At 69.1% G+C, this 19607-nt stretch carries 18 protein-coding genes; 6 read left to right on the forward strand and 12 right to left on the reverse strand.

Going from position 1 to position 19607, the window contains the following annotated elements:
- Positions 1-197 precede the first annotated feature (197 nt).
- The gene (gene rpsD / locus KZ810_RS15575) at positions 198-812 is read right to left on the reverse strand and encodes a 30S ribosomal protein S4 (protein WP_093006254.1); all 615 of its coding nucleotides are present in this window, start codon (positions 810-812) and stop codon (positions 198-200) included.
- Between the two features lie 275 nt (positions 813-1087).
- Between rpsD and KZ810_RS15580 the strand changes: the two genes are divergently transcribed.
- The 3 genes from KZ810_RS15580 to KZ810_RS15590 are packed head-to-tail and all read left to right on the forward strand — an operon-like array spanning position 1088 to position 4941.
- Complete coding sequence (locus tag KZ810_RS15580) at positions 1088-1402, forward strand: chorismate mutase (RefSeq protein WP_219770042.1); 315 nt, start codon at positions 1088-1090, stop codon at positions 1400-1402.
- A gap of 24 nt (positions 1403-1426) precedes the next feature.
- The gene (locus KZ810_RS15585) at positions 1427-3901 is read left to right on the forward strand and encodes a DegT/DnrJ/EryC1/StrS family aminotransferase (RefSeq protein ID WP_219770043.1); all 2475 of its coding nucleotides are present in this window, start codon (positions 1427-1429) and stop codon (positions 3899-3901) included.
- Positions 3898-4941 carry a glycosyltransferase family 2 protein gene (locus KZ810_RS15590; RefSeq protein WP_219770044.1) on the forward strand — a complete coding sequence of 348 codons (1044 nt, stop codon included), beginning with the start codon at positions 3898-3900 and terminating at the stop codon, positions 4939-4941. Before KZ810_RS15585 ends, KZ810_RS15590 begins: the two co-directional genes overlap by 4 nt.
- Before the next feature lie 72 nt (positions 4942-5013).
- On the opposite strand, the gene KZ810_RS15595 is transcribed toward KZ810_RS15590, so the two are convergent.
- Positions 5014-5733: a murein L,D-transpeptidase catalytic domain family protein gene (locus tag KZ810_RS15595; RefSeq protein ID WP_219770045.1), complete on the reverse strand. Its 720-nt coding sequence runs from the start codon at positions 5731-5733 to the stop codon at positions 5014-5016.
- Positions 5734-5944: 211 nt separating this feature from the next.
- Here KZ810_RS15595 and KZ810_RS15600 point away from each other — a divergent pair, with 211 nt between their 5' ends.
- Entirely contained in the window at positions 5945-6568 is a 624-nt protein-coding gene (locus KZ810_RS15600; RefSeq protein WP_219770046.1) for a L,D-transpeptidase family protein, read from the forward strand.
- A gap of 45 nt (positions 6569-6613) precedes the next feature.
- Here KZ810_RS15600 and KZ810_RS15605 read toward each other — a convergent pair whose 3' ends face one another.
- The 7 genes from KZ810_RS15605 to KZ810_RS15635 form a co-directional block, all read right to left on the reverse strand.
- On the reverse strand, positions 6614-7282 hold the full coding sequence (locus tag KZ810_RS15605) for an energy transducer TonB (protein ID WP_219770047.1): 669 nt from the start codon (positions 7280-7282) through the stop codon (positions 6614-6616).
- A 116-nt stretch (positions 7283-7398) separates the two neighbouring features.
- Positions 7399-8226: a tryptophan 2,3-dioxygenase gene (kynA, locus tag KZ810_RS15610; RefSeq protein WP_308461576.1), complete on the reverse strand. Its 828-nt coding sequence runs from the start codon at positions 8224-8226 to the stop codon at positions 7399-7401.
- A complete protein-coding gene (gene kynU / locus KZ810_RS15615) occupies positions 8223-9428 on the reverse strand; it encodes a kynureninase (RefSeq protein WP_219770048.1) in 1206 nt (401 codons plus the stop codon). Before kynU ends, kynA begins: the two co-directional genes overlap by 4 nt.
- Before the next feature lie 49 nt (positions 9429-9477).
- Positions 9478-10992 (reverse strand): DHA2 family efflux MFS transporter permease subunit, encoded by a 1515-nt coding sequence (locus tag KZ810_RS15620; protein ID WP_219770137.1) that lies wholly within the window; start codon positions 10990-10992, stop codon positions 9478-9480.
- Positions 10993-11127: 135 nt separating this feature from the next.
- A complete protein-coding gene (locus tag KZ810_RS15625; RefSeq protein ID WP_219770049.1) occupies positions 11128-12288 on the reverse strand; it encodes an HlyD family secretion protein in 1161 nt (386 codons plus the stop codon).
- Positions 12285-13724 carry an efflux transporter outer membrane subunit gene (locus tag KZ810_RS15630; RefSeq protein WP_219770050.1) on the reverse strand — a complete coding sequence of 480 codons (1440 nt, stop codon included), beginning with the start codon at positions 13722-13724 and terminating at the stop codon, positions 12285-12287. Before KZ810_RS15630 ends, KZ810_RS15625 begins: the two co-directional genes overlap by 4 nt.
- Positions 13721-14173, reverse strand: a complete 453-nt coding sequence (locus KZ810_RS15635; RefSeq protein WP_219770051.1) for a MarR family winged helix-turn-helix transcriptional regulator — start codon at positions 14171-14173, stop codon at positions 13721-13723. Before KZ810_RS15635 ends, KZ810_RS15630 begins: the two co-directional genes overlap by 4 nt.
- Positions 14174-14310: 137 nt before the next feature.
- On the opposite strand from KZ810_RS15635, the gene KZ810_RS15640 reads away from it, so the two are divergent.
- Both KZ810_RS15640 and KZ810_RS15645 read left to right on the forward strand, forming a co-directional pair.
- Positions 14311-17229, forward strand: a complete 2919-nt coding sequence (locus tag KZ810_RS15640) for a M16 family metallopeptidase (protein WP_258045008.1) — start codon at positions 14311-14313, stop codon at positions 17227-17229.
- 31 nt (positions 17230-17260) lie between these two features.
- Positions 17261-17560 (forward strand): hypothetical protein, encoded by a 300-nt coding sequence (locus tag KZ810_RS15645; protein WP_219770053.1) that lies wholly within the window; start codon positions 17261-17263, stop codon positions 17558-17560.
- Positions 17561-17652: 92 nt separating this feature from the next.
- Here the strand turns inward: KZ810_RS15645 and KZ810_RS15650 are convergent, their stop codons facing one another.
- The 3 genes from KZ810_RS15650 to KZ810_RS15660 are packed head-to-tail and all read right to left on the reverse strand — an operon-like array spanning position 17653 to position 19572.
- Entirely contained in the window at positions 17653-18384 is a 732-nt protein-coding gene (locus KZ810_RS15650) for a VIT1/CCC1 transporter family protein (RefSeq protein ID WP_219770054.1), read from the reverse strand.
- Complete coding sequence (locus KZ810_RS15655) at positions 18381-18920, reverse strand: DUF3833 family protein (protein ID WP_219770055.1); 540 nt, start codon at positions 18918-18920, stop codon at positions 18381-18383. Before KZ810_RS15655 ends, KZ810_RS15650 begins: the two co-directional genes overlap by 4 nt.
- On the reverse strand, positions 18910-19572 hold the full coding sequence (locus KZ810_RS15660) for a Dps family protein (protein ID WP_258045010.1): 663 nt from the start codon (positions 19570-19572) through the stop codon (positions 18910-18912). Before KZ810_RS15660 ends, KZ810_RS15655 begins: the two co-directional genes overlap by 11 nt.
- Positions 19573-19607 lie beyond the last annotated feature (35 nt).

The following is a 19607-nucleotide window of genomic DNA, read 5'->3' on the forward strand; positions in this document are numbered from 1 at the left end:
ACAAGCGAGTGCGCGCCTTGTGCCAAGCGGCAGCGGGACTGTCCATTGCGCGGGTGAGATCGATCGAACGAGAAAGGGCGGCCCCGCGGGACCGCCCTTTTCGTGTTTCCGGGCCGGGGAGCGCCGCGAGCGAAGCCCGCGTCGTCGGTCCTCGCGTGGGCGAGGCCGGCCGGCCGAATTTTGTGTTCGCTACTCGCTTAACGCGAGTAGAACTCGACCACCAAATTCGGCTCCATCTTCACCGGATAGGGCACCTCGTCGAGCGTCGGTACGCGGATGAAGGTCACCTTGGCGTTGCCGTCGGGTGCGACGTAATCGGGCACTTCGCGCTCGGCGAGCTGCTGCGCTTCGAGCACCAGCGCCATTTCCTGCGCCTTCGAACCCAGCGTGATCTCGTCGCTGACGTAGCAGCGGCGCGACGCGATGTTGCACTTCACGCCGTTGACGCGGACGTGGCCGTGGCTGACGAGCTGGCGCGCGGCCCAGATCGTCGGCGCGAACTTCGCGCGGTAGACGATCATGTCGAGGCGACGCTCGAGCAGGCCGATCAGGTTCTGCGAGGTGTCGCCCTTCATGCGCGCGGCTTCCTCGTAGCAGTGCTTGAACTGCTTCTCGGTCACGTCGCCGTAATAGCCCTTGAGCTTCTGCTTGGCGCGCAGCTGGATGCCGAAGTCCGACACCTTGCCCTTGCGGCGCTGACCGTGCTGGCCGGGACCGTACTCGCGCTTGTTGACCGGGCTCTTGGGGCGGCCCCAGATGTTCTCGCCCAAACGGCGATCGAGCTTGTGCTTCGCGCTATGACGCTTCGACATATCAAATCCTTGGCAAATGCTAACGACGTGGCCCGCGCTTCATCGTGGATGATGGATTGCAGGGTTCTTCCCGGTCATCGCGCCGCCCGATGCCTTGAGGCACGGGCAGGCCCACCGCTTCACCGGGGTGCAGGGGCAATTGCGAAGGCGCGCGCTTAGCGGGGGGAGGGCGTGCGGTCAAGTCCGGGGTGGCGTCGCGTCGCGCGATCGCCTGGCGGTATGACGCGCTGCGGTCGAACTGGACAGCGCGCCCGCTGCTCGGCACAGGCACGAGGATGAGCATCAAGCCCGGACCCGAATGCACCAATATGGCGGAGGTCCGCGCGGGCGTCGATGCGCTCGACCGCGAGATCGTCGCGCTGCTGCGGCGGCGGTTCGATTACATGGACGCGGCGGCGAGGATCAAGCCCGAGCGCGGCGCGGTGCGCGACGAGGCGCGCAAGCAGCAGGTGATCGCGCAGGCGCGCGCGGCCGCGGCTGCGGCAGGGCTGCCCGCCGACGCGGTCGCGGCGATGTGGGAAACGCTGGTCGAGGCATCGATCGCGTATGAATTGGAAGAATTTGACGCGCGCCGCGTAACGCCGCGTTAGTTCGGTCGGGCGCAAGGCGGCAGCATGGACCTGCCGCTGATCGTTCCCAATCCGCCGCGCCTGTCGCAGATGGCCGACGCGCTGGCGCGGATCGAGGCGAGCGGCATCTACAGCAATCACGGGCCCGAGGCGCGTGCGCTGGAGCGTGACGTCACCGCGCAATTGTTCGGCGGGCGCGGCGCGACGCTGGCGGTCAACAACGCCACCAACGGATTGATGATCGCGCTAACCGACGCGGTCGGGCCGGCGGGGCGCGGGCGCATGGCGATGATGCCGGGCTTCACCTTTGCCGCGACCGCACAGGCGGCGTGGTGGGCCGGGCTGGTCCCGCTGGTATGCGACGTTGATCCCAACGACTGGGGGGCATCGGCGCGCGAGGAGGAGCGGCTGCTCCAGCGCCACGGCGCGGGCATCGCGGTGATCGTGCCGTACGCGACGTTCGGTCGCGCGATCGATCTGGAGCGCTATCGTTGGCTCGCGGCGCGCCACGGCGTCGCGGTGGTAGTCGATGCGGCGGCGTCGCTGGGTACGATTGACGCCGATGGCGTGAATTTCGGCGCGGGTTCGCCGTTCCCGGTTGTCTTCTCGATGCACGCGACCAAGCCGTTCGCGGTGGCGGAGGGCGGGCTGATCCACTGCGGTGACGCGAGCACGATCGAGCGGCTCCGCGCGGCGGCCAATTTTGGTTTCACGCACCCGCGCACCGCGACGGTGCCGGGATTGAACGCCAAGCTGCCCGAGGTGCTGGCGGCGATGGCGCGCGCGAAGCTGGCGACATTTTCGGCGACCTGCGCCAGCCGCGACGCGGTGGTGCGGACGTACCGCGCCGCGCTCGATCCGCGTTTCACCGTGCAGGCGGAGTCAGGGCAGGCGGAATCGGGCGGTGCGCAGGCGCATGGCTTCTTCCCCGTGCTGCTGCCGCGCGACTGCGACCGCGCGAACGTGATCGCGGCGCTGGCGCACGAGGGGATCGGTGCGGGGGCGTATTTCAGCCCGCATCTGGGCGAGCAGCCGTGGGTGCGTGAGGTTGCGATTCTCGAGCCGACCCCGGTGTGCGACGATCTGTCCGCGCGCGTGCTGTCGTTGCCGGTGACCGATGCGATGACGCCGGCGGACGCACGCACCGTGGTCGAGGCACTGGCGCGCGCCGTCCCTGCGGTGCGATTGGCCGCGCCCGCGCGCGCGGCGTCTTGTCACGACACCCTGATCGTCGGCGGCGGGCCCGCGGGAACCGCGATGTTGACCGCCGCCGCGAAAGCGGGCGTGCTGCCCGCTTTGTCGCGCGGACTGGCGGTGATCGAGGCGGGGCCGACGCTCGGCAGCGGGCGGTTGGGGCAATATGCGATCACGAGCGATTCGAGTGCCGAGACGTTCCTGACCGCGCTGACGGACAATCCGCATCCCGAGATCGCGGCGCTGGTCGATCATCCCGCGACCGCGCGGGTGGCGGCGCGGCGCGACGGGCTTGGCGTGCCGCTGGTCGAGGTCGGCCCGATGCTCGATGCGCTGGGCGACCGGCTGGGGCAGATCGTGGCGGCGCACGGTGGTCAGGTGCTGACGGGGCGGCGCGCGCTGTCGACGCGGCAGGACGGCGGCGGCTGGTGCACCATGGTCGAGGACGTGACGAGCGGCGCGATCACGCATCATCGTTCGCGCAACGTCGTGATCGCGACCGGCGGGCATCAACCGATCGATCGGCTGGCGGTGCAGGAGGTCGCGGGCGCGTCGCTGTCCTCGCTCGCGGGCGGGCGGTTGATCCAGTCGGATGCGGTGTTGAGCGTCGGGGGCACGCAACTGGTCGCCGATCTAATCGCGGGGGTACGCGCGCCGCGCATCGCGGTGGTGGGCGGATCGACCAGCGCGATGACGACGGTGGCGGCGCTGCTGCGTGCCGGTCTGCCGCTGGGGGCGGGGGCGATCACGCTGCTGCATCGCCGCGCGCTGCGGCCGTTTTATCCCTCCATCGCGGCGGCCGAGGCGGAAGGATATCGAGATTTCGGCGCGGACGACATCTGCCCGGTGTCGGGGTTCGTTTATCGCCTCGCGGGGTTCCGGCTCGAGGCGCGCGAACTGGCGCTGCGGATGTTGCGGATCGACGGGCGCGAGCCCGACCCGCGCGTGCGCCTGCACCGGATCGCCGTCGGGGGGGACGCCGCGGCGCAAGCGATCGTGGCGGAGGCCGACGTGGTGATTGCGGCGCTGGGTTACCGCCCGCACGCGCTGCCGGTGTTCGCTGCCGGGGGCGAGGCGATGACGCTGTCGGCCGATACCGGCGGCGCGATGGTCGATCGTCACTGCCGCGTGCTCGATGCCGTGGGCATGCCGATCGCGGGGCTGTTCGGGATCGGGCTCGCGGCTGGGTTCGTTCCGTGGGGGACACTGGGTGGCGAACGAAGCTTTCGTGGGCAGGCGAACGGCCTGTGGCTGTGGCAGAACGACGTCGGCATGATGATCGTCGATCAGGTGCTAGGCGCGGATGCGCGGCGGGCGGCGGGATGACGCCCGCGCCGGTCGTCAGCGTCGTGATGGCCGCGTACAACGGCGCGCGGCTGATCGAGGAAACGCTGTCCAGTCTCTCGCGTCAGACGATGGGCGCGTGGGAAGCGATCGTCGTCGACGATTGCTCCACCGACGACACGCGCGCGGTGGTGGCCGGGTGGCACGATCCACGCGTGCGGCTGGTTGCGCTGCCACGGAACGGCGGGCCGGTTCGCGCGCGCAATCAAGCACTTACCCACGCGCGCGGCCGGTATATCGCCGCGCTCGACCAGGACGATCTGTGCCATCCCGACCGTTTCGCGCGGCAGGTCGCGTTCCTCGACGCGGCACCCGAGGTGGCGTTGCTGGGAACCGCGACGCAGGTGCTGAGCGAGACGGGGCTCACGCGTGCGCGCCATACGCAGGTGACGACGCCGGCGCTGGTCGGGTGGCAGTTGCGCTTCTCCAACCCGCTGGTCTGGTCATCGGTGATGGTTCGCGGCGAAGTGGCGCGTGCGCTCGACCCGTTCACGCGTCCCGACATGCTCTATGCCGAGGATTTCGACCTCTACCACCGCGTCGCGCAGCACGGGGCGGTGGCGCGCATCGACGAGCCGCTGGTCACCTATCGCAGCCATGCCGACGGCTGTTCGCAGCGGTACGAGGACGTGATGCTGGCGAGTGCGGAGCGCGTCCTGTCGGGGGCATTGCACGAGACGTTCGGGGGCATGGCGACCGATGCGGCGCGGTTGTTTGTGCGGCACCTGATGCACGGTGCGCCGGTGCCCGACGGTGCGACACTCGGGCGGCTGGCGGCGCTGCTTGATCACGCGCGGCTGCGCTATCTGGCGACGACGCGCGCCGACGCGACCGATCGCCGGCTGATCGCGCGCGAGACGCGGCGGGTGTGGGCGAACGTCCTGCGCGCCGGGCTGCGGCACGCGACGATCGGGCTGCGCGACGCGATCGCGGCGGGGCCGGTCGCGAGCGTGGCACGCGTCGACCGGCTGGCGTGGAGCCGGATGATCGGTCAGGTGCGCCCGTGGCTGGCGGCGGGCTGAGCAGGGCGCGTACGTAGGTAACGGGCGGCGCGGCGGCGGTCCGCCGTCACTGCGCCAACGCGTCGGGGACGATCAGACCTTTGCCGCGTAGATCATGCGGCCCGGCCCGAGCCGCTCGAACACCTCGGCGAGCTCGTTCTCGCCCACCGCAAAGCAGCCCTGGCTGCGACCCAGCATCCCGCGCTCCGCCACCATCTCGCGATTGGCGTACCACGCGGCGTGGACCACGATCGCGCGATCGAGCGCGTTGCTGTTGGTGTGATCGAGTCCGATCAGCCGCTGCGACTTGCCGTGCTTGCCGACGTAATAGTCGCTCGTCAGGAAGGCGCCCTCGCACGACGCGTTCGAGCCATTGGCGTTCGAGAAACGCTGCAGATAGCCGGTGTGCGCGGGATCCGAGCCCGAGCCGTGCGCGACGAGCTTCGAGGAGGTACGGCCGTCCTCGAGGTTGACGAGGTGGAAGCGCGGCGTGCCCGACGAGGTCGCGAAATCGGCGATCGCGATGCGGTCGTGGCGCTGTACGCTGCTGCCGTGCTGCTGGAGCGCGGCGAGCGCGCGGCGCATCAGCGTCGGGCGAACGGTGCCGAGGCTGTTGGCGCTGTCGGCCGGGAACGAATCGGCAGTGAAGCCGCCAGCGCTGTGCCCCTCGTACAAGCCGTTCGGGAGCAACGATTCGGGCGCGCGACGCATGCTGGCCGACACCGCCGAGGGGATCATCATCGCCCCCGCAAACAGGCTGCCCGTCTTCAACAAGGCGCGCCGCGATGGCATCGGTTCACGCGTCAACTGCATTTCGTCGGATCATCCTTATCAGGTAGGTCCGCTTGGTACCATGATTCGGCTTAATGATCTGCAATCTTTTCCGCATCTTAGGCGCGTGTTCTGACATTCTGGCGCGGAATCCACACGATTCATCGGCGCGGCACCAAAATCGCGGTAACGAGTTATCAACCACGACGACGCTGCCGGGAACCGGCGAACAGACAACCTGAGGACCACGATCATGCTGCGACGCGCCCTGTTGCTGGCCGCGCCGGTGCTTGCCGGCGCATGCTTCTCGTACCCCGTGCAGGCGCGCGTGATGGACGGTCTGGCGTTGACCGAGGCCGCTGCCTCGCTCGCGCCCAACCGGTATTTGTGGAGCGACGATCAGGCGACCGGGCCGGTCAGCATCCTGATTTCGATCCCCGATCAGCGCGCCTACGTCTTTCGCGGCGAGACGCTGGTCGCGGCCTCCACCGTGTCGACCGGCAAGGCGGGCAACGACACGCCGACGGGCAGCTTCACGATCCTGCAAAAGAACGCGCGGCATTTCTCCAACCGCTACGACAATGCGCCAATGCCGTACATGCAGCGGCTGACGTGGGACGGGGTCGCGCTGCACGCGGGCGCCAACCCCGGCTTCCCCGCGTCGCACGGGTGCATCCGGCTGCCGACTGCCTTTGCCAAGAAGCTGTTCGAGATCACCCAATTGGGCGCGACGGTCGAGGTGACCGACGAAGCCTATGTCAGCGGGATGGATGCGCCGGTCTACACGCCGGCGGCGGTCTCGCGCGATCACGAGGTCGGCGAAACCGCGCGCGCGAACGAGCGCGAGGGGATCGCGCAGGCGATGCGCGCCGATTGATCGGTCGCCTCCCGGCCGACGCGCGGCGGGGAAGCGACCGTGGGTTCAGCGCGGCAATTGCCAGCGGACGCGGTCGTCGTAGCTGGTCGCGATCGCATTGCCCGCATCGTTGCGGGCGGGTTCGAAGCGCGCGCGGCGCTGGTACAGGCGACACGTCGCGTTATCGAGCGTGGCCGAACCGCTCGACGCGGTGACCGAGCAGCCGGTGACGCGCCCGTCGCTGCCGACCTGGACGGTCAGTGACACCACCCCCTCGTCCTCGGCGCGGAGCGCGGCGGCGGGGTAATCCTCGGTGGTGATCCAGCTGCTGCGATTGCCGAGCGCGCGAACGCCGCTCGCCTTGCTGATGACCGGCGGGGCAGGGGGTGGCGGCGCGACGTCGATCCGCGCGGGCGGGAAGGACAGCGGCGGCGCGGGCACGAGGTCGACGGTCACGGTCGGATTGTCGGTCAGCGTCGGCACGCGCGGCACGACCGTCGTGATCACGGTGGCGCTCGACGGCGCGGTGGCGGTCTGCTGCGGCGGGGGCGGTGTGTCGGGCGGCGGTGGCACGTCGAGGGGGACGTTGGTGGTCGTCAGCGTATGCGACACCTCGCGGACGAAGTTCGTCGCCATGCCGGTGACGAAGGCGAAACCGAGCAATCCGTGGATGGCCGCGACGCCGGCGATCGTCGCGATACGCCGGCTGCCGGGTGCCTGATCGGAATAGGCCATGTGACATCTCTCCTTGCCCGGAGGTGTCGCGGCCGTAGAACCGCCCGTCGACGAACTCCGAACGGAGAAGCTGCGCCTGTCGGCCCATGTTGATCAAGCGACTTAACCGAGGGGTGCTACAGGTGTGTGCGAACCTGCCAGAGTTCGGGGAACAGCTCGACCTCTAGCATGCGCCGCAGATAGCCGACGCCGCTGGTGCCGCCGGTCCCGCGCTTCAATCCGATCACCCGCTCGACGGTGGTGACGTGGTTGAAACGCCAGCGGCGGAAATAATCCTCGAGGTCGACCAGTTTCTCGGCGAGTTCGTACAGCGGCCAATGAGCCGCGGGATCGCGGTAGATCGTCGCCCAGGCTTCGGTCACCGCCGGGTCGGTCGCACGCTCGCTGCGCCAGTCACGCGTCGGGTCGCCGAGCAGGTCGTGCCGGTGGAGCAGCAGCAGCGCGGCGTCGTAGATGCTTGGCTGCGAGAGGATGTTCTCAAGCGCGGCGAGCGTGTCACTGCGGTGGCGATGGGGGGCGAGCATCGCGTGGTGGCGGTTGCCGCACAGGAATTCGATCGCGCGATACTGCCACGACTGGAACCCCGACGACTGGCCGAGCGCGTCGCGGAAGGTGGTGTATTCGCTGGGCGTCATCGTACGCAGCACGTCCCACGCGCCGTTCAACTGTTCGAGGATGCGGCTGACGCGCGCGAGCATCTTGATCGCGTGGGGTAGTTCGTCGCGCAGGATGGCGTCGCGCGCGCTGGTGAGCTCGTGGACCGCGAGCTTCATCCACAATTCGCTGGTCTGGTGCTGGATGATGAACAGCAGCTCGTCGTGCGCGGTCGAACGCGGGTGCTGCGCGTCCAGCACGCGGTCGAGCGCGAGGTAATCGGCGTAGGCCATCTTGCCGGCGAAGTTCAGCTCCGCGCCGGCATGGGGTGGAGGCGCGTCGTCGCTCACGTGACGGCCGCGCGCTGCTGATATTCGGCGGCCTCATAGGCGCGGGTGTCGATCACGTCGGCGAGGATCGTGGCGGCCTGCACCACCTCGGCCTCTGAGAGGTAGAGCGGGGTGAAGCCGAAGCGCAGGATGTCGGGCGCACGCACGTCGCCGATCACGCCGCGCGCGATCAACGCCTGCATCACCGGGTAAGCGTGGTCGTGGCGGAACGACACCTGGCTGCCGCGCGCATGGGGCGCGCGCGGGGAGGCGAGTTGCAGGCCACAATCCTCCTGGGGGCAGCGACGCTCGACTTCGCGGATGAACGTGTCGGAGAGGTGGATCGAGGCAGCGCGCAAGCTCCCCAAGTCGACACCCTCCCAAGCGTCGAGTGCGGCATCGAGGATCGACAAGGCGACGATCGGCGGGGTGCCGACGCGCATCCGCTCGATACCGGCCGCGGGGCGGTAGGCACGCTCAAACGCGAAGGGTTCGGCGTGACCGAGCCAGCCCGACAGGATCGGTTGCGCGACATCGGCGTGGCGCGGGGCAACGTAGATGAAGGCGGGGCTGCCGGGACCGCCGTTCAGATATTTGTAGGTGCAGCCCACCGCAAAATCGGCGTCGGCCCCTTCGAGGTGGACGGGGATCGCACCGGCGGAGTGCGCCAAATCCCAGACGGCGATCGCGCCAACATCATGCGCGCGTCTGGTGAGCGCCGCCATGTCGTGGAGCCGGCCGGTGCGGTAGTCGACCTCGGTCAGCATCGTAACCGCGACCGTCTCGTCGATCGCGTCCGCGACTTCCTCGGGTGCGACGACCTTCAGCTCGCGCCCGCCAAGTGCTGAGAGCAGGCCGTCGGCGATGTAAAGGTCGCTCGGGAAATTGCCGCTGTCGCTCAGGACCACGCGGCGGTCGGCGGGCGCGAGCGCGAGCGCGGCGGCGAGCGCTTGGAACACCTTGATCGACAAGGTGTCGCCGGTGACGACGCTGCCCGCAGGCGCACCGATCAGCCGCGCGATGCGATCGCCGACGCGCGAGGGCAGTGTCATCCAGTCGCTATCGTTCCACGCGCGGATAAGCTGATCGCCCCATTGCTCGCGCAGCACTTGCCCCACGCGCGCCTCCGCCGCGAGCGGCAGGGGGCCGAGCGAATTGCCGTCGAGGTAGATCACGCCCTCGGGCAGGTGGAACAGCGCGGCGGTCGCGGCGAAATCGGTCATGTTCGCCGATGTAGCGACGCGACGCGCGAACACCTAATCGGCGGCGACCCTAATCGGCGGCAACGACGTGCCCCTCGGGCGGGGTCGGGCGGCGGCAGAACCAGACGATGACGAGCAGCCCGGCGCACAGGTACGAGCTGATGCGGAACAGATCGGTTGAGGCGAGCAGATAGGCCTGCCCCACCATCTGCCGCGTGATCGCCGCCGCGGCCTGTTGCGCGGTCAGCCCCAGTCGCATCAATTGCTCGGTCGCCATCTGGACGGGCATGTTGTTGCCGACCGCTTCGGTCAGGCGGGTCTGGTGGAGCGCCTCGCGCCGGTCCCACGCGGTGGTGATGATCGAGGCCGCGAACGACCCTGCGACGATGCGGGTGAAGTTGGAGATGCCGGTCGCCGAGGGAAGCCGTTCGGGCGGGATGCGGTCGATCGCGATCGTTAGCATCGACAGGAAGAACGTGCTCATCGACACGCCCTGCACTAGGAGCGGCAGCATGAAATCGGTGAACGACGCGGTCGTCGTATAGCCCGAGCGCATGTAATAGCTGATCGCGAAGCCGATGAACGCGACGCTGGCGAGCAGCCGCGCGTCGAACTTGCCCGATAGCCGCGCGACGAACGGGGTCAGCACCACCGCGACGAGCCCGCTCGGTGCGGCGACCAGCCCCGCCCAGGTGGCGGTATAGCCGAGCTGCGTCTGGAGCCAGAGCGGCAGGATCAGGATGTTGGCGAAGAAGACCGCGTAGCCGAGCGAGAAGGCCAGGTTGCCGATCAGGAAATTGCGACGCGCGAACAGCGACAGGTCGACGGTCGGGTTGGCGTCGGTGAGTTCCCAGATCACCCAGGCGACGAAGCCGACCGCGGCGACGATCGTCAGCACGACGATGGTTGGATCGTTGAACCAGTCGGCATTCTTGCCGAGGTCGAGCATGACCTGGAGCGCGCCGACCCAGACAACGAGCAGCCCCAGGCCCATCGCGTCGATCGGCAGTTTCGCGGTCGGCGTCTCGCGCGATTTCAGGTTCGACCAGCAGATGAACGCGACGAAGATGCCGAAGGGGACGTTGATCAGGAAGATCCACGACCAATGGTAATTGTCGGAGATATAGCCGCCCAGGATCGGCCCCATGATCGGCGCGACGAGCGTCGTCATCGACCAGATGCCGAGCGCGGTGGCGCGTTTCTGCGGGGGGAAGATCGAGATCAGCAGCGCCTGGCTGCCTGGCATGATCGGCCCCGCGGTCGCGCCCTGGAGCACGCGGAACAGGATCAGCGAGGGAAGATCCCAGGCGATGCCGCACAGGAACGAGGCGAGCGTGAAGAACGCGACCGCGGTGCAAAACACGCGCACCACGCCGAAGCGCCGCATCAGCCAGCCGGTCAAGGGGACTGCGATGCCGTTCGATACCGCGAAGGCGGTGATGACCCAGGTCGAATTGTCGCTGCTGACGCCGAGATTGCCCGCGATCGTCGGCAGCGACACGTTCGCGATCGTCGAATCCAGCACCATCATGAAGGTGCCGAGCGCGAGCGCGAACGAGGTCAGCGCGAGCTGCCCGCCGATCATCGCCGGAGGTCCGCCGGGTGCATCCGCCGCGCGCGCGGGGTTGGCGGCGGGGCGGATCGGGGCGTTCGCCTGCGCCTGCGCGGGGGCCGCCTCCGCTAGCCTGCTGGCGTCGCTCTGCTCGGTCATGGCGCGCGTTTACCTGTTCGCGGCGATGATCTGGCGGATGTTGGCCTCGACCTGTGGGTCGCTGCCCGCGACCTCGCCCTTGTAAGGCGCGGCGGCCACCGCCGCGAGGCGTGCGCCCGACTTGCTGGCGGTGTCGACCACCGTCTTCACCGACAGACCGATGCGCAACGGATTGGCGGCGAGTTCGCGCGGGTCGAGCGCGATGCGCACCGGCACGCGCTGCACTATCTTGATCCAGTTGCCGCTGGCGTTCTGCGGCGGCAGCAGCGCGAAGGCATTGCCGCTACCCGCGCCGACGCCCGCGACGCGACCGTGGAAGACGAGGTCGTCGCCGTAGGTGTCGGCGGTGACGCGCACCGGCTGGCCGATGCGCAGGTCCTTCAACTGCGTTTCGCGGAAATTGGCGTCGACCCAGACACGCGTGAGCGGGACGACCGCCATCAGCGGCGTACCGGCGGCGATCTGCTGTCCGACCTGCACCGTGCGCTGCGCGACGACGCCGTCTACGGGTGCGACGACGTGCATGTGGCTGCGCGTGATCGCGGCGCGGTGATAGGCGGCGATGGCGGCGAGGACGGCGGGGTTGGTGTTGACGTCGGTGCCTTGAACGGTGCTCTGTGCCTGCGCGCGCTGCTGCTGCGCGAGGCGCAGGTTGGCGGTGGCGACCTTTACCGCGTCGGCAGCGTGAGAGAGTTCCTCGCCGGAGACGGCGCCCTCCGCGGCGGCACCGCGGCGGCGCCCGTAATCGTCACGCGCGCGGGCGAGTTCGGCCTGCGCCTGAACGATCGTCGCGTCCGATTGTCCGACGCGCGTGATGTCGGCGCGAGTGCTGCGCACCGCCTTCGCCAGCTCGGCGGCGGCGGCGGCGACGTTCACGTCGGCGGTGAGCGGATCGAGGTCGATCAGCGGCTGTCCCGCCTTCACCGACTGCGTGTTGTCGGCGTGGAGCGCGAGCACCGTGCCCGGATCGCGCGCGGTAATCGCGACCACGTCGCCTGCGACATAAGCGTCGTCGGTTTCCTCCTCGGGCGGGGCGAGCAGGAAGTGGAACACCGCCCAGACGACCAGCGCGACGAGGACGACGACGCCCAGGATCGCGAAGGCGCGGCGGCGCGCGCGCGGCTTGCCCGCGGGTGTTTCGAGTGCGGTGTCGGTCGCGCTATCGGTCATTGGGTGGTCACGTCCTGAGCAGGGTCGAAGCCGCCACCGAGTGCGATGGCGAGTTGCGCGCGCGCGAGCAGCGCGTCGATGGAGAGGTTGGCGGCGGCGAGTTCGGCATCGAGCAGCCGCACGTCGTTGTCGACGAGGTCGAGCCGGCTATCGAGCCCGCTTCGCACGCGGATCGCGTTCAGGCGCCCGGTCTCGGCGAAGCCCGACACGACCTGCTGCTGGCGCGTGCGTTCGAGGTCGGCGGCGCGGACCTGCGCGATCGCGTCGGCCGCTTGGCGCGCCGCGTCGATCACCGATTGATTGTACTGCGCGGTTGCAACATCGACGAGCGCGGTCGCGCCCTCGAGCTCGGCACGCAGCCGGCCGTTGTCGAACAAGGGCAGGTGGATCGCCGCACCGCCCCCCGCGGTGCCGGCGTCGAGGTCGAGGAAATTGCCGAAGCCGATCGCCTGCAGGCCCACAAGCGCGGTCAGGTTGACGTTGGGGTAGAAGGCGCGGCGCGCGACCTGCCGGCCGGCCGATGCCGCCTCGACCCGCGCGCGCGCCGCCGCCACGTCGGCGCGCCGCGCGAGCAGATCGGCGGGGATCTGCGCGGGGATCGGAAGCGCCGCGTCGGCGGGCAGGCGGGTCGGGCCGATCTGCGCGGCGTAATCGCTGCCGCGGCCGGCGAGTGCGGCGAGCGCGTTGGTCGCGAGCATGCGCGCCGCCTGCGCCTGGACGAGCACGAGCCGCGCCTGCGCGAGAAGCGTGCCGGCGGCCTGCTGGTCGAGCCGACTGGCGAGGCGGTTGCGCACGCGCGCGTCGATCAGCCGCACGCTCTGTTCGCGCGCGGCGATGGTGCGCGTCGCGATCGCGGCCTGACGCTCGGCGCGCGCGACCTCGGCGTAGCTCCCCATCACCGAACCCGCGATCATCAGGCGCGCGGCGGCGATGTCGTACTCAGCCGCCTGCAGCGTGGCGCCGGCCTGTGCGATCGCGGCTTTTTGTCGCCCGAACAGGTCGAGATTCCAGTCGAGCCCGGCTTGCGCGGTGCCGATCGCGCGGATGGTCCCGGCATAGGGCGGCGGAATGGTATAGCGGCCCGACAGCCGCGACCCCTGCACCTGCGCGTCGAAATTGACGTTGGGGCCGCGCTCCGCGCCCTGGCGTGCGAGGACCGCCTGCGCCTGCCGCGTCCGTGCGAGGGCGACGTCGAGCGACGGATTGCCCGCCAGCGCGTCGGCGACCAGTCGGTCGAGCTGGCGGTCGCCGACGACCGTCCAGAAATCGGGCGCGAGCTGCACCGACGGCCCGACGAGCGCCAGATCGGCAGCGGCCTTGGGCGTCAAGCTCGGGCGCGTGTCGGGCGGGGTGCAGGCTGCGAGTCCCAGCGTCATTGACGCGAAGGCGGCGAGCAACGCGGCGGCGCGGCCGCGCGTGACGGACGAGCGGGTCATTGGGCGGCGTCCTCCAGCGTGCGGCGCAGTTTCTGGAGCTGCGCGATGAAGCTGGCGGTTTCGTCCGCGCTCCAGTCGGCGAGTACGGTGTTCCATACGTCGATCACCTTGTCGCGACAGCGCATCGCGACCGCGCGCCCTTCGTCGGTCAGCGACAGATTGATGAGGCGGCGGTCGGCATCGTCGCGGTCGCGCAGCACCAGCCCCTTCGCCTCGAGCACGTCGATCATCCGCGTCATCGCGCCCTTGTCGTGCGCGAGGTCGCGCGCGAGCGCGGCGCAGGTCGTCTGCCCGAAATGGATCGCGATCAGCGCCGACCATTGGATGCCAGTCAGCCCTTCGTCCGAGCACGCCGCGTCGAGCCGCGCGTAACCGAGCTGATGAATCGCGCGGACGAGATAACCGATCGAGGTGTCAGGAAAAAACGTGTCCCGCGTGTAAGCATTCATGACCATTGCTATGGCAACGGTTGCTTCGGCAGTCAATGCGCTTGCTTACATCCGTGAAGATAAGTGATGCCGGGGGCATTGCCGCCCGCCCGGCCGCTGCTATGCTCCGGCAAAACACCACAGGGAGCGTGCCAGTCTTGACCTTCAAGTCGTTCCTCGCGGCGAGCGTCGCGCTCGCCGGTCTCACCCCCGCTGCCTGGGCACAGATCGCCCCGCCGGGCGCGACGCGGGCGCCGGCCGCCGCACCCGTGTCCGCGCTCGTCAGTGCGATCGACATTCCGTATCAGCAGTTCACGCTCAAGAACGGGCTGCGCGTCGTTGTCCACACCGACCGCAAGGCGCCCGTCGTCGCGGTGAGCGTGTGGTACGACGTCGGATCGAAGCACGAGCCCAAGGGCAAGACCGGGTTCGCACACCTGTTCGAGCATCTGATGTTCAACGGCAGCGAGAATGCGCCGGGCGACTTCTTCGAGCCGTTGCAGCAGGTCGGCGCGACCGACTCGAACGGCACGACGTATTACGATCGCACCAACTATTTCGAGACGGTGCCGACCGCCGCGCTCGACCGCGCGCTGTTCCTCGAATCGGACCGCATGGGATACCTGACCGGTGCGATCACGCAGGGTGTGCTCGACGAGCAGCGCGGCGTCGTCCAGAACGAGAAGCGCCAGGGCGACAACCAGCCCTACGGGCTGCTGCGCTACAAATTGAACGAAGGGCTGTTCCCCGCCTCGCACCCGTACGGGCACGAGACGATCGGGTCGATGGCGGATCTCGACGCGGCGACGCTGACCACGGTCAAGGACTGGTTCCACGATCACTACGGGCCGAACAACGCGGTGCTCGTGCTGGCGGGCGACGTCGACGTTCCGACCGCGAAGCGGCTGGTTGAGAAGTATTTCGGCGCGATCCCATCAGGGCCCAAGAGCGTCGCGCCCGCGGCGGCGATCCCGACTGCCTTGCCCGGCCCCTCGAGCGAGGTGATCAAGGACAATGTGGCGGCGACGCTGATCGTCAAGACCTGGGTGGTGCCGGGGTTGAACGATCAGGCCGCCGCGGCGCTCGACGTGGCGGCGGGCGTGCTCGGCGGGCTGGAAAGCTCGCGCTTTGACAACGAACTGGTCAAGCGCGAGAAGCTCGCGGTGCAGGTGTCGGCAGAGAACGAGAGCTTCTCGCAGGTCGGCACGTTCAGCATCTCCGCGGTGGTGCGCCCGGGCGCTGACCCGGCGGTCGTGTCGCGGCGGATGGACGAGATTTTGGCCGAGTTCTTGAAGAACGGGCCGAGCGCGGACGAGGTGAACCGGTACGTGACGCAGACGGTGTCGCGACGGATCGGCGGGCTCGAATCGGTCGGCGGGTTCGGTGGCAAGGCGGTCGCGCTCGCCGAAGGCGCGCTCTATTCGAACGATCCGGGCTACTACAAGAAACAGCTCGCCCAGCTGGCGGCGCAGACGCCTGCGAGCGTGAAGGCGGCGGCGGACCAGTGGCTGTCGCGGCCGAGCTATTCGGTGTCGGTCGTGCCGGGCAAGCGCGACGCCTATGCCGAGGCAAAGGTGCCGCCCGCGGTCGCCGTGCAGGCCGCGCCCGAGCAGGCGCCGAAGGGCACGCGTGGCCCGCTTCCCGCGGTCGGCCAGGTCGCAGGATTGAGCTTCCCCAAGGTAGAGCGTGCGCGGCTGTCGAACGGGATCGAGCTCGTCTACGCGCAGCGCGCGACGGTGCCGATGACGCAGGCGGTGCTTAGCTTCGACGCGGGCGTGGCGGCCGACGTCGCCGACAAGCTCGGCACGCAGCAATTGACGCTCGCAATGATCGACGAGGGAACGCAGAACCTCAACTCGGTCGCGCTCGCCGAGGCAAAGGAGCGACTGGGGGCGTCGATCGGGACGGGCAGCTCGGCCGATCGGACCACGCTCTCGCTGCGCGTGCCAAGCGCGAACCTGGCCGCGGCGTCGCAAATCTGGGCCGACGTGGCGCGCGCGCCCGCCTTCCCGGAAAGCGAGCTGGGTCGCGTGAAAACGCAGCAGCTGACGCAGATCCAGCAAGAGCTGACCAGCCCCGACGGGCTTGCCCGCCGCGTGCTGCCCAAGCTGATCGCGCCCAATTCGCCTTATGCCAAGGCGCAGGGGTCGGGCGATCCGCGCGCGGTGCAGGCGTTGACGCGCGCCGATCTGGTCGCGTTCCAGCAGACGTGGCTGCGCCCCGACAAGGCGAAGATCTTCGTCGTCTCCGATCGCCCGCTTGGCGAGGTGCGGCAGGTGATGGAGCAGCGCTTCGGCGACTGGCGCCCGACCGGGCAGGCGGGGACGAAGGTGTTTCCGCCAGCAACCCAGGCGAGCCAGCCGCGCATCGTCCTGATCGACCGGCCCGACAGCCCGCAGTCGCTGATCGCCGCGGGTGCGCAGACGGGGCTGAAGGGCACCGACGAGATGCTGCCGGTCGAGGTCGGCAACGACGCGCTCGGCGGCAGCTTCCTCGGGCGGATCAACATGGACCTGCGCGAGACAAAGCATTGGTCGTACGGCGCGTTCGGCGGTTTCCGTCGCAATGAGATGGCGGCGCCTTATTCGGTGCAGGCGCCGGTGCAGGCCAACCAGACCGGTCCGTCGATCGCGGCGATGCGGCAGGACATCGCAGGCTATGTCGGCGCACAGCCGATGACGCAGGCGGAGTTCGACCGCGCGATCAACGGCGCGACGCGGTCGCTCTCGGGCGATTTCGAGACGTCGAACGACGTGCTGAACGCGATGCAGGCGAACGACCTTTATCGCCGGCCGGACGATTATTACGCCACGATCACGCAGAAATACCGCGCGCTGACGCTCGCGCAGGTCAATGCCGCGACCAAGGCGGCGATCGACCCGAACAAGTTCGTCTGGGTGGTGGTGGGCGATGCCAAGCAGGTCCAGCCGCAGCTCGGCACGGTAGGCCTGCCGGTCGAATTGATGTCCGCCGCCGCGGTCGTCGCGCCCTCGGCGTCTGCCACGCCCGCGCCGGCACCGAACGCGCCGCCGGCGGCGGCGAGCCCACGCGCAACGCCTGCCAAGACGCGGCGTTGAGCCCGTTCACACGACCTCAAAGGAGAGCAATATGGCCAATCTCGACGGTACCTACGATTGCACGGTGAAGTCGCCGCTGGGTGACCAGAATTTGACGCTGACGGTGAAGACCGAGGGCAGCACCTTCACCGGCCAGGCATCGGGCGCGATGGGCGCTTCCGACGTGTCGGGCGAGGTCGACGGCGACACGCTCAAGTGGAAGCAGCAGATGACCTCGCCGATGCCGATGACGCTGGATTGCAGCGCGACGGTCGACGGCGACACCGTGACCGGACAGGTCGGCGCGGGCGCATTCGGCAGCTTCCCGCTGTCGGGTACGCGCAAGGGCTGATCCATTCGCCCAGCTTGAAAAGGCGCGTCGCCTGGGCATGGGCGGCGCGCCTTTTTCTATGACCTGACCACGCGGCGGGCGAGCCCGCGACGCTAGATCGACGTACCGACGAAGCGGCCGATCACCGCGGTCACGCCCATCGCGGTCGCGCCCCAGAACACCACCCGCGTCATCGCGGGTACGATACGCGCGCCGCCGACGCGCGCGCCGAGTGCGCCGAGCAACGCCAGCAGCAGCAGCGCAGCGGCGAAGACCGACACCGCAATCAGCCGGTGCGGCGCAAGGACTGCGACCAGCAGCGGTGGCGCGGCACCGGCAGTGAAAGCGGCGGCGGACGACAGGGCGGCCTGGATCGGCCGCGCCGCGAGCTCGTCGGTCAGCCCCAACTCGTCGCGCATGTGCGCGCCGATCGCGTCGTGCGCCATCATCTGCTCGGCTATCTGGCGTGCGAGATCGGCGCTCACGCCGCGCGTCTCGTAGATGGCGGCGAGTTCGGCGGTTTCCTGCTCGGGTGCGCGCGCGAGTTCGCGACGCTCGCGCGCCAGATCCGCCTGCTCGGTGTCGCTCTGCGAACTGACCGAGACATATTCGCCCGCCGCCATCGACAGCGCGCCGCCGACGAGCGCGGCGCTGCCCGCGAGGAACACCCCCGACATCGTCGCGGACGGCGCAGACGCGACCCCGACGAGCAGGCTGGAAACGGAAATGATGCCGTCGTTCGCCCCCAGTACCGCGGCGCGCAGCCAGCCGCTGCGATGCACCAGATGATGTTCGCCAGCTGCAACTGATGGTTCGGGCTGGGTAGGAGTGATTGGTTCGTTCATCGACCTTGTTTCTCGATCCGCTCGTCCAGTCGCGCGACGACGATGCCGAGCTTGCGGATCGTCAGGCGGTTGAGCGCGATCCGACCGCCCGGTTGCAGGTACAGATGCTGCTCCACCGACAGACCGTGGCGCATCGTGAACCGGATATCGAGCCTGTTGCCGTGCGTCTCGGCAGAAACGGGGCCAACCGCGTCGGTCAGCGTGCCGGTGTAGCGCATCGGAGCGACGGGATGCAGCTGCCATCGGCGATGCCTGGGCGCAGCGCTTCCCTGAATAACGTCTTGATCGAGTACGATCGTGCCCGCGGCATTGACGCGGCCGGTCCCGCGAACGTCGGTCGTCGTTGGGCGGTGCAGCACGACGCGCAACGTGCCGGTGCCGTGGGTCGCGCCCGCAAAGAACGTCGCAGGGTCGAATAAAGGCGCGGGCGCGGTCCGGGGTGCGGGGCCCGACCCCGTCACGCAACCGGCCGCCCCGAGCGGGACGGCCAGTGCGACGATTAATCGAGCGACGATCCGACCACGGTCAGCCGCCATTGCCCGCGCCCGGCGCCGCGACCGGGCGGCCGCCGTTCAGATCGGCGCCGGTGTTCTGATCGGTCGGGGTCGGCTGGATCATCGCGCGCATCTGCCATTGATATTTGTCGATCGCGTGCTGGACCTCCTGCAGCAGGTTCGACGTCGTCGGATCGCCGTCCTCGGTCGCCTTGATCCCCTGGCCAATCTCGTCGCTCACCACCTTGTAGTTGTGCGCGAACCAGCCGATCACCTGCGCGTCGTCGGTGAAGCCGCCGGGATATTCGGGTACGCGGCTGGTGCGGACGATCGTGTTGGCGCGCCCGTCCGCCGAAGCACCGATCGCGAGCAGCCGTTCCGCCACCTCGTCGGCGTATTTGCCGACGCCCTCGTAATGATCCTGCAGCAGCTCGTGCATCGGGTAGAATAGTGTGCCCGACACGTTCCAATGCGCCTGCTTGGTCTGCAACTGGAGCTGCTGAAGTTCGGTCAGCGTCTGCTGGAGTGCCTGGATCGAGGCGCGCTGCGCACCGGCCTGCGGGCCACCGTGTTCGCGGGTGGTGACGCTGTTGGTCGGAAAGCCGCCGGCGGGTGCCGCGGTCTGCGCGAGGGCAGGGGGCGCGAGCGTCGACGCGGCCAGCATCATCACGGCGAAACGGGGATAAACGCGCATCAATCACCTCGGGCTGTTTTAGGGCCGGCACGGGA

The sequence above is a fragment of the Sphingomonas citricola genome (genome assembly GCF_019429535.1).
In the GTDB taxonomy this organism is placed as follows: Bacteria; Pseudomonadota; Alphaproteobacteria; order Sphingomonadales; family Sphingomonadaceae; genus Sphingomonas; species Sphingomonas citricola.

Bases quoted from the DNA above. Each gene is read 5' to 3' on its own strand.
- KZ810_RS15605 (WP_219770047.1), bottom strand. From the start codon at position 7,282: ATGGCCTATTCCGATCAGGCACCCGGCAGCCGGCGTATCGCGACGATC.
- KZ810_RS15580 (WP_219770042.1), top strand. From the start codon at position 1,088: ATGAGCATCAAGCCCGGACCCGAATGCACCAATATGGCGGAGGTCCGC.
- KZ810_RS15585 (WP_219770043.1), top strand. From the start codon at position 1,427: ATGGACCTGCCGCTGATCGTTCCCAATCCGCCGCGCCTGTCGCAGATG.
- KZ810_RS15625 (WP_219770049.1), bottom strand. From the start codon at position 12,288: ATGACCGATAGCGCGACCGACACCGCACTCGAAACACCCGCGGGCAAG.
- rpsD (WP_093006254.1), bottom strand. From the start codon at position 812: ATGTCGAAGCGTCATAGCGCGAAGCACAAGCTCGATCGCCGTTTGGGC.
- KZ810_RS15660 (WP_258045010.1), bottom strand. From the start codon at position 19,572: ATGCGCGTTTATCCCCGTTTCGCCGTGATGATGCTGGCCGCGTCGACG.
- KZ810_RS15650 (WP_219770054.1), bottom strand. From the start codon at position 18,384: ATGAACGAACCAATCACTCCTACCCAGCCCGAACCATCAGTTGCAGCT.
- KZ810_RS15655 (WP_219770055.1), bottom strand. From the start codon at position 18,920: ATGGCGGCTGACCGTGGTCGGATCGTCGCTCGATTAATCGTCGCACTG.
- KZ810_RS15600 (WP_219770046.1), top strand. From the start codon at position 5,945: ATGCTGCGACGCGCCCTGTTGCTGGCCGCGCCGGTGCTTGCCGGCGCA.
- KZ810_RS15595 (WP_219770045.1), bottom strand. From the start codon at position 5,733: ATGCAGTTGACGCGTGAACCGATGCCATCGCGGCGCGCCTTGTTGAAG.
- kynU (WP_219770048.1), bottom strand. From the start codon at position 9,428: ATGACCGATTTCGCCGCGACCGCCGCGCTGTTCCACCTGCCCGAGGGC.
- KZ810_RS15630 (WP_219770050.1), bottom strand. From the start codon at position 13,724: ATGACCCGCTCGTCCGTCACGCGCGGCCGCGCCGCCGCGTTGCTCGCC.
- KZ810_RS15645 (WP_219770053.1), top strand. From the start codon at position 17,261: ATGGCCAATCTCGACGGTACCTACGATTGCACGGTGAAGTCGCCGCTG.
- KZ810_RS15635 (WP_219770051.1), bottom strand. From the start codon at position 14,173: ATGAATGCTTACACGCGGGACACGTTTTTTCCTGACACCTCGATCGGT.
- KZ810_RS15620 (WP_219770137.1), bottom strand. From the start codon at position 10,992: ATGATCGGCGGGCAGCTCGCGCTGACCTCGTTCGCGCTCGCGCTCGGC.
- KZ810_RS15590 (WP_219770044.1), top strand. From the start codon at position 3,898: ATGACGCCCGCGCCGGTCGTCAGCGTCGTGATGGCCGCGTACAACGGC.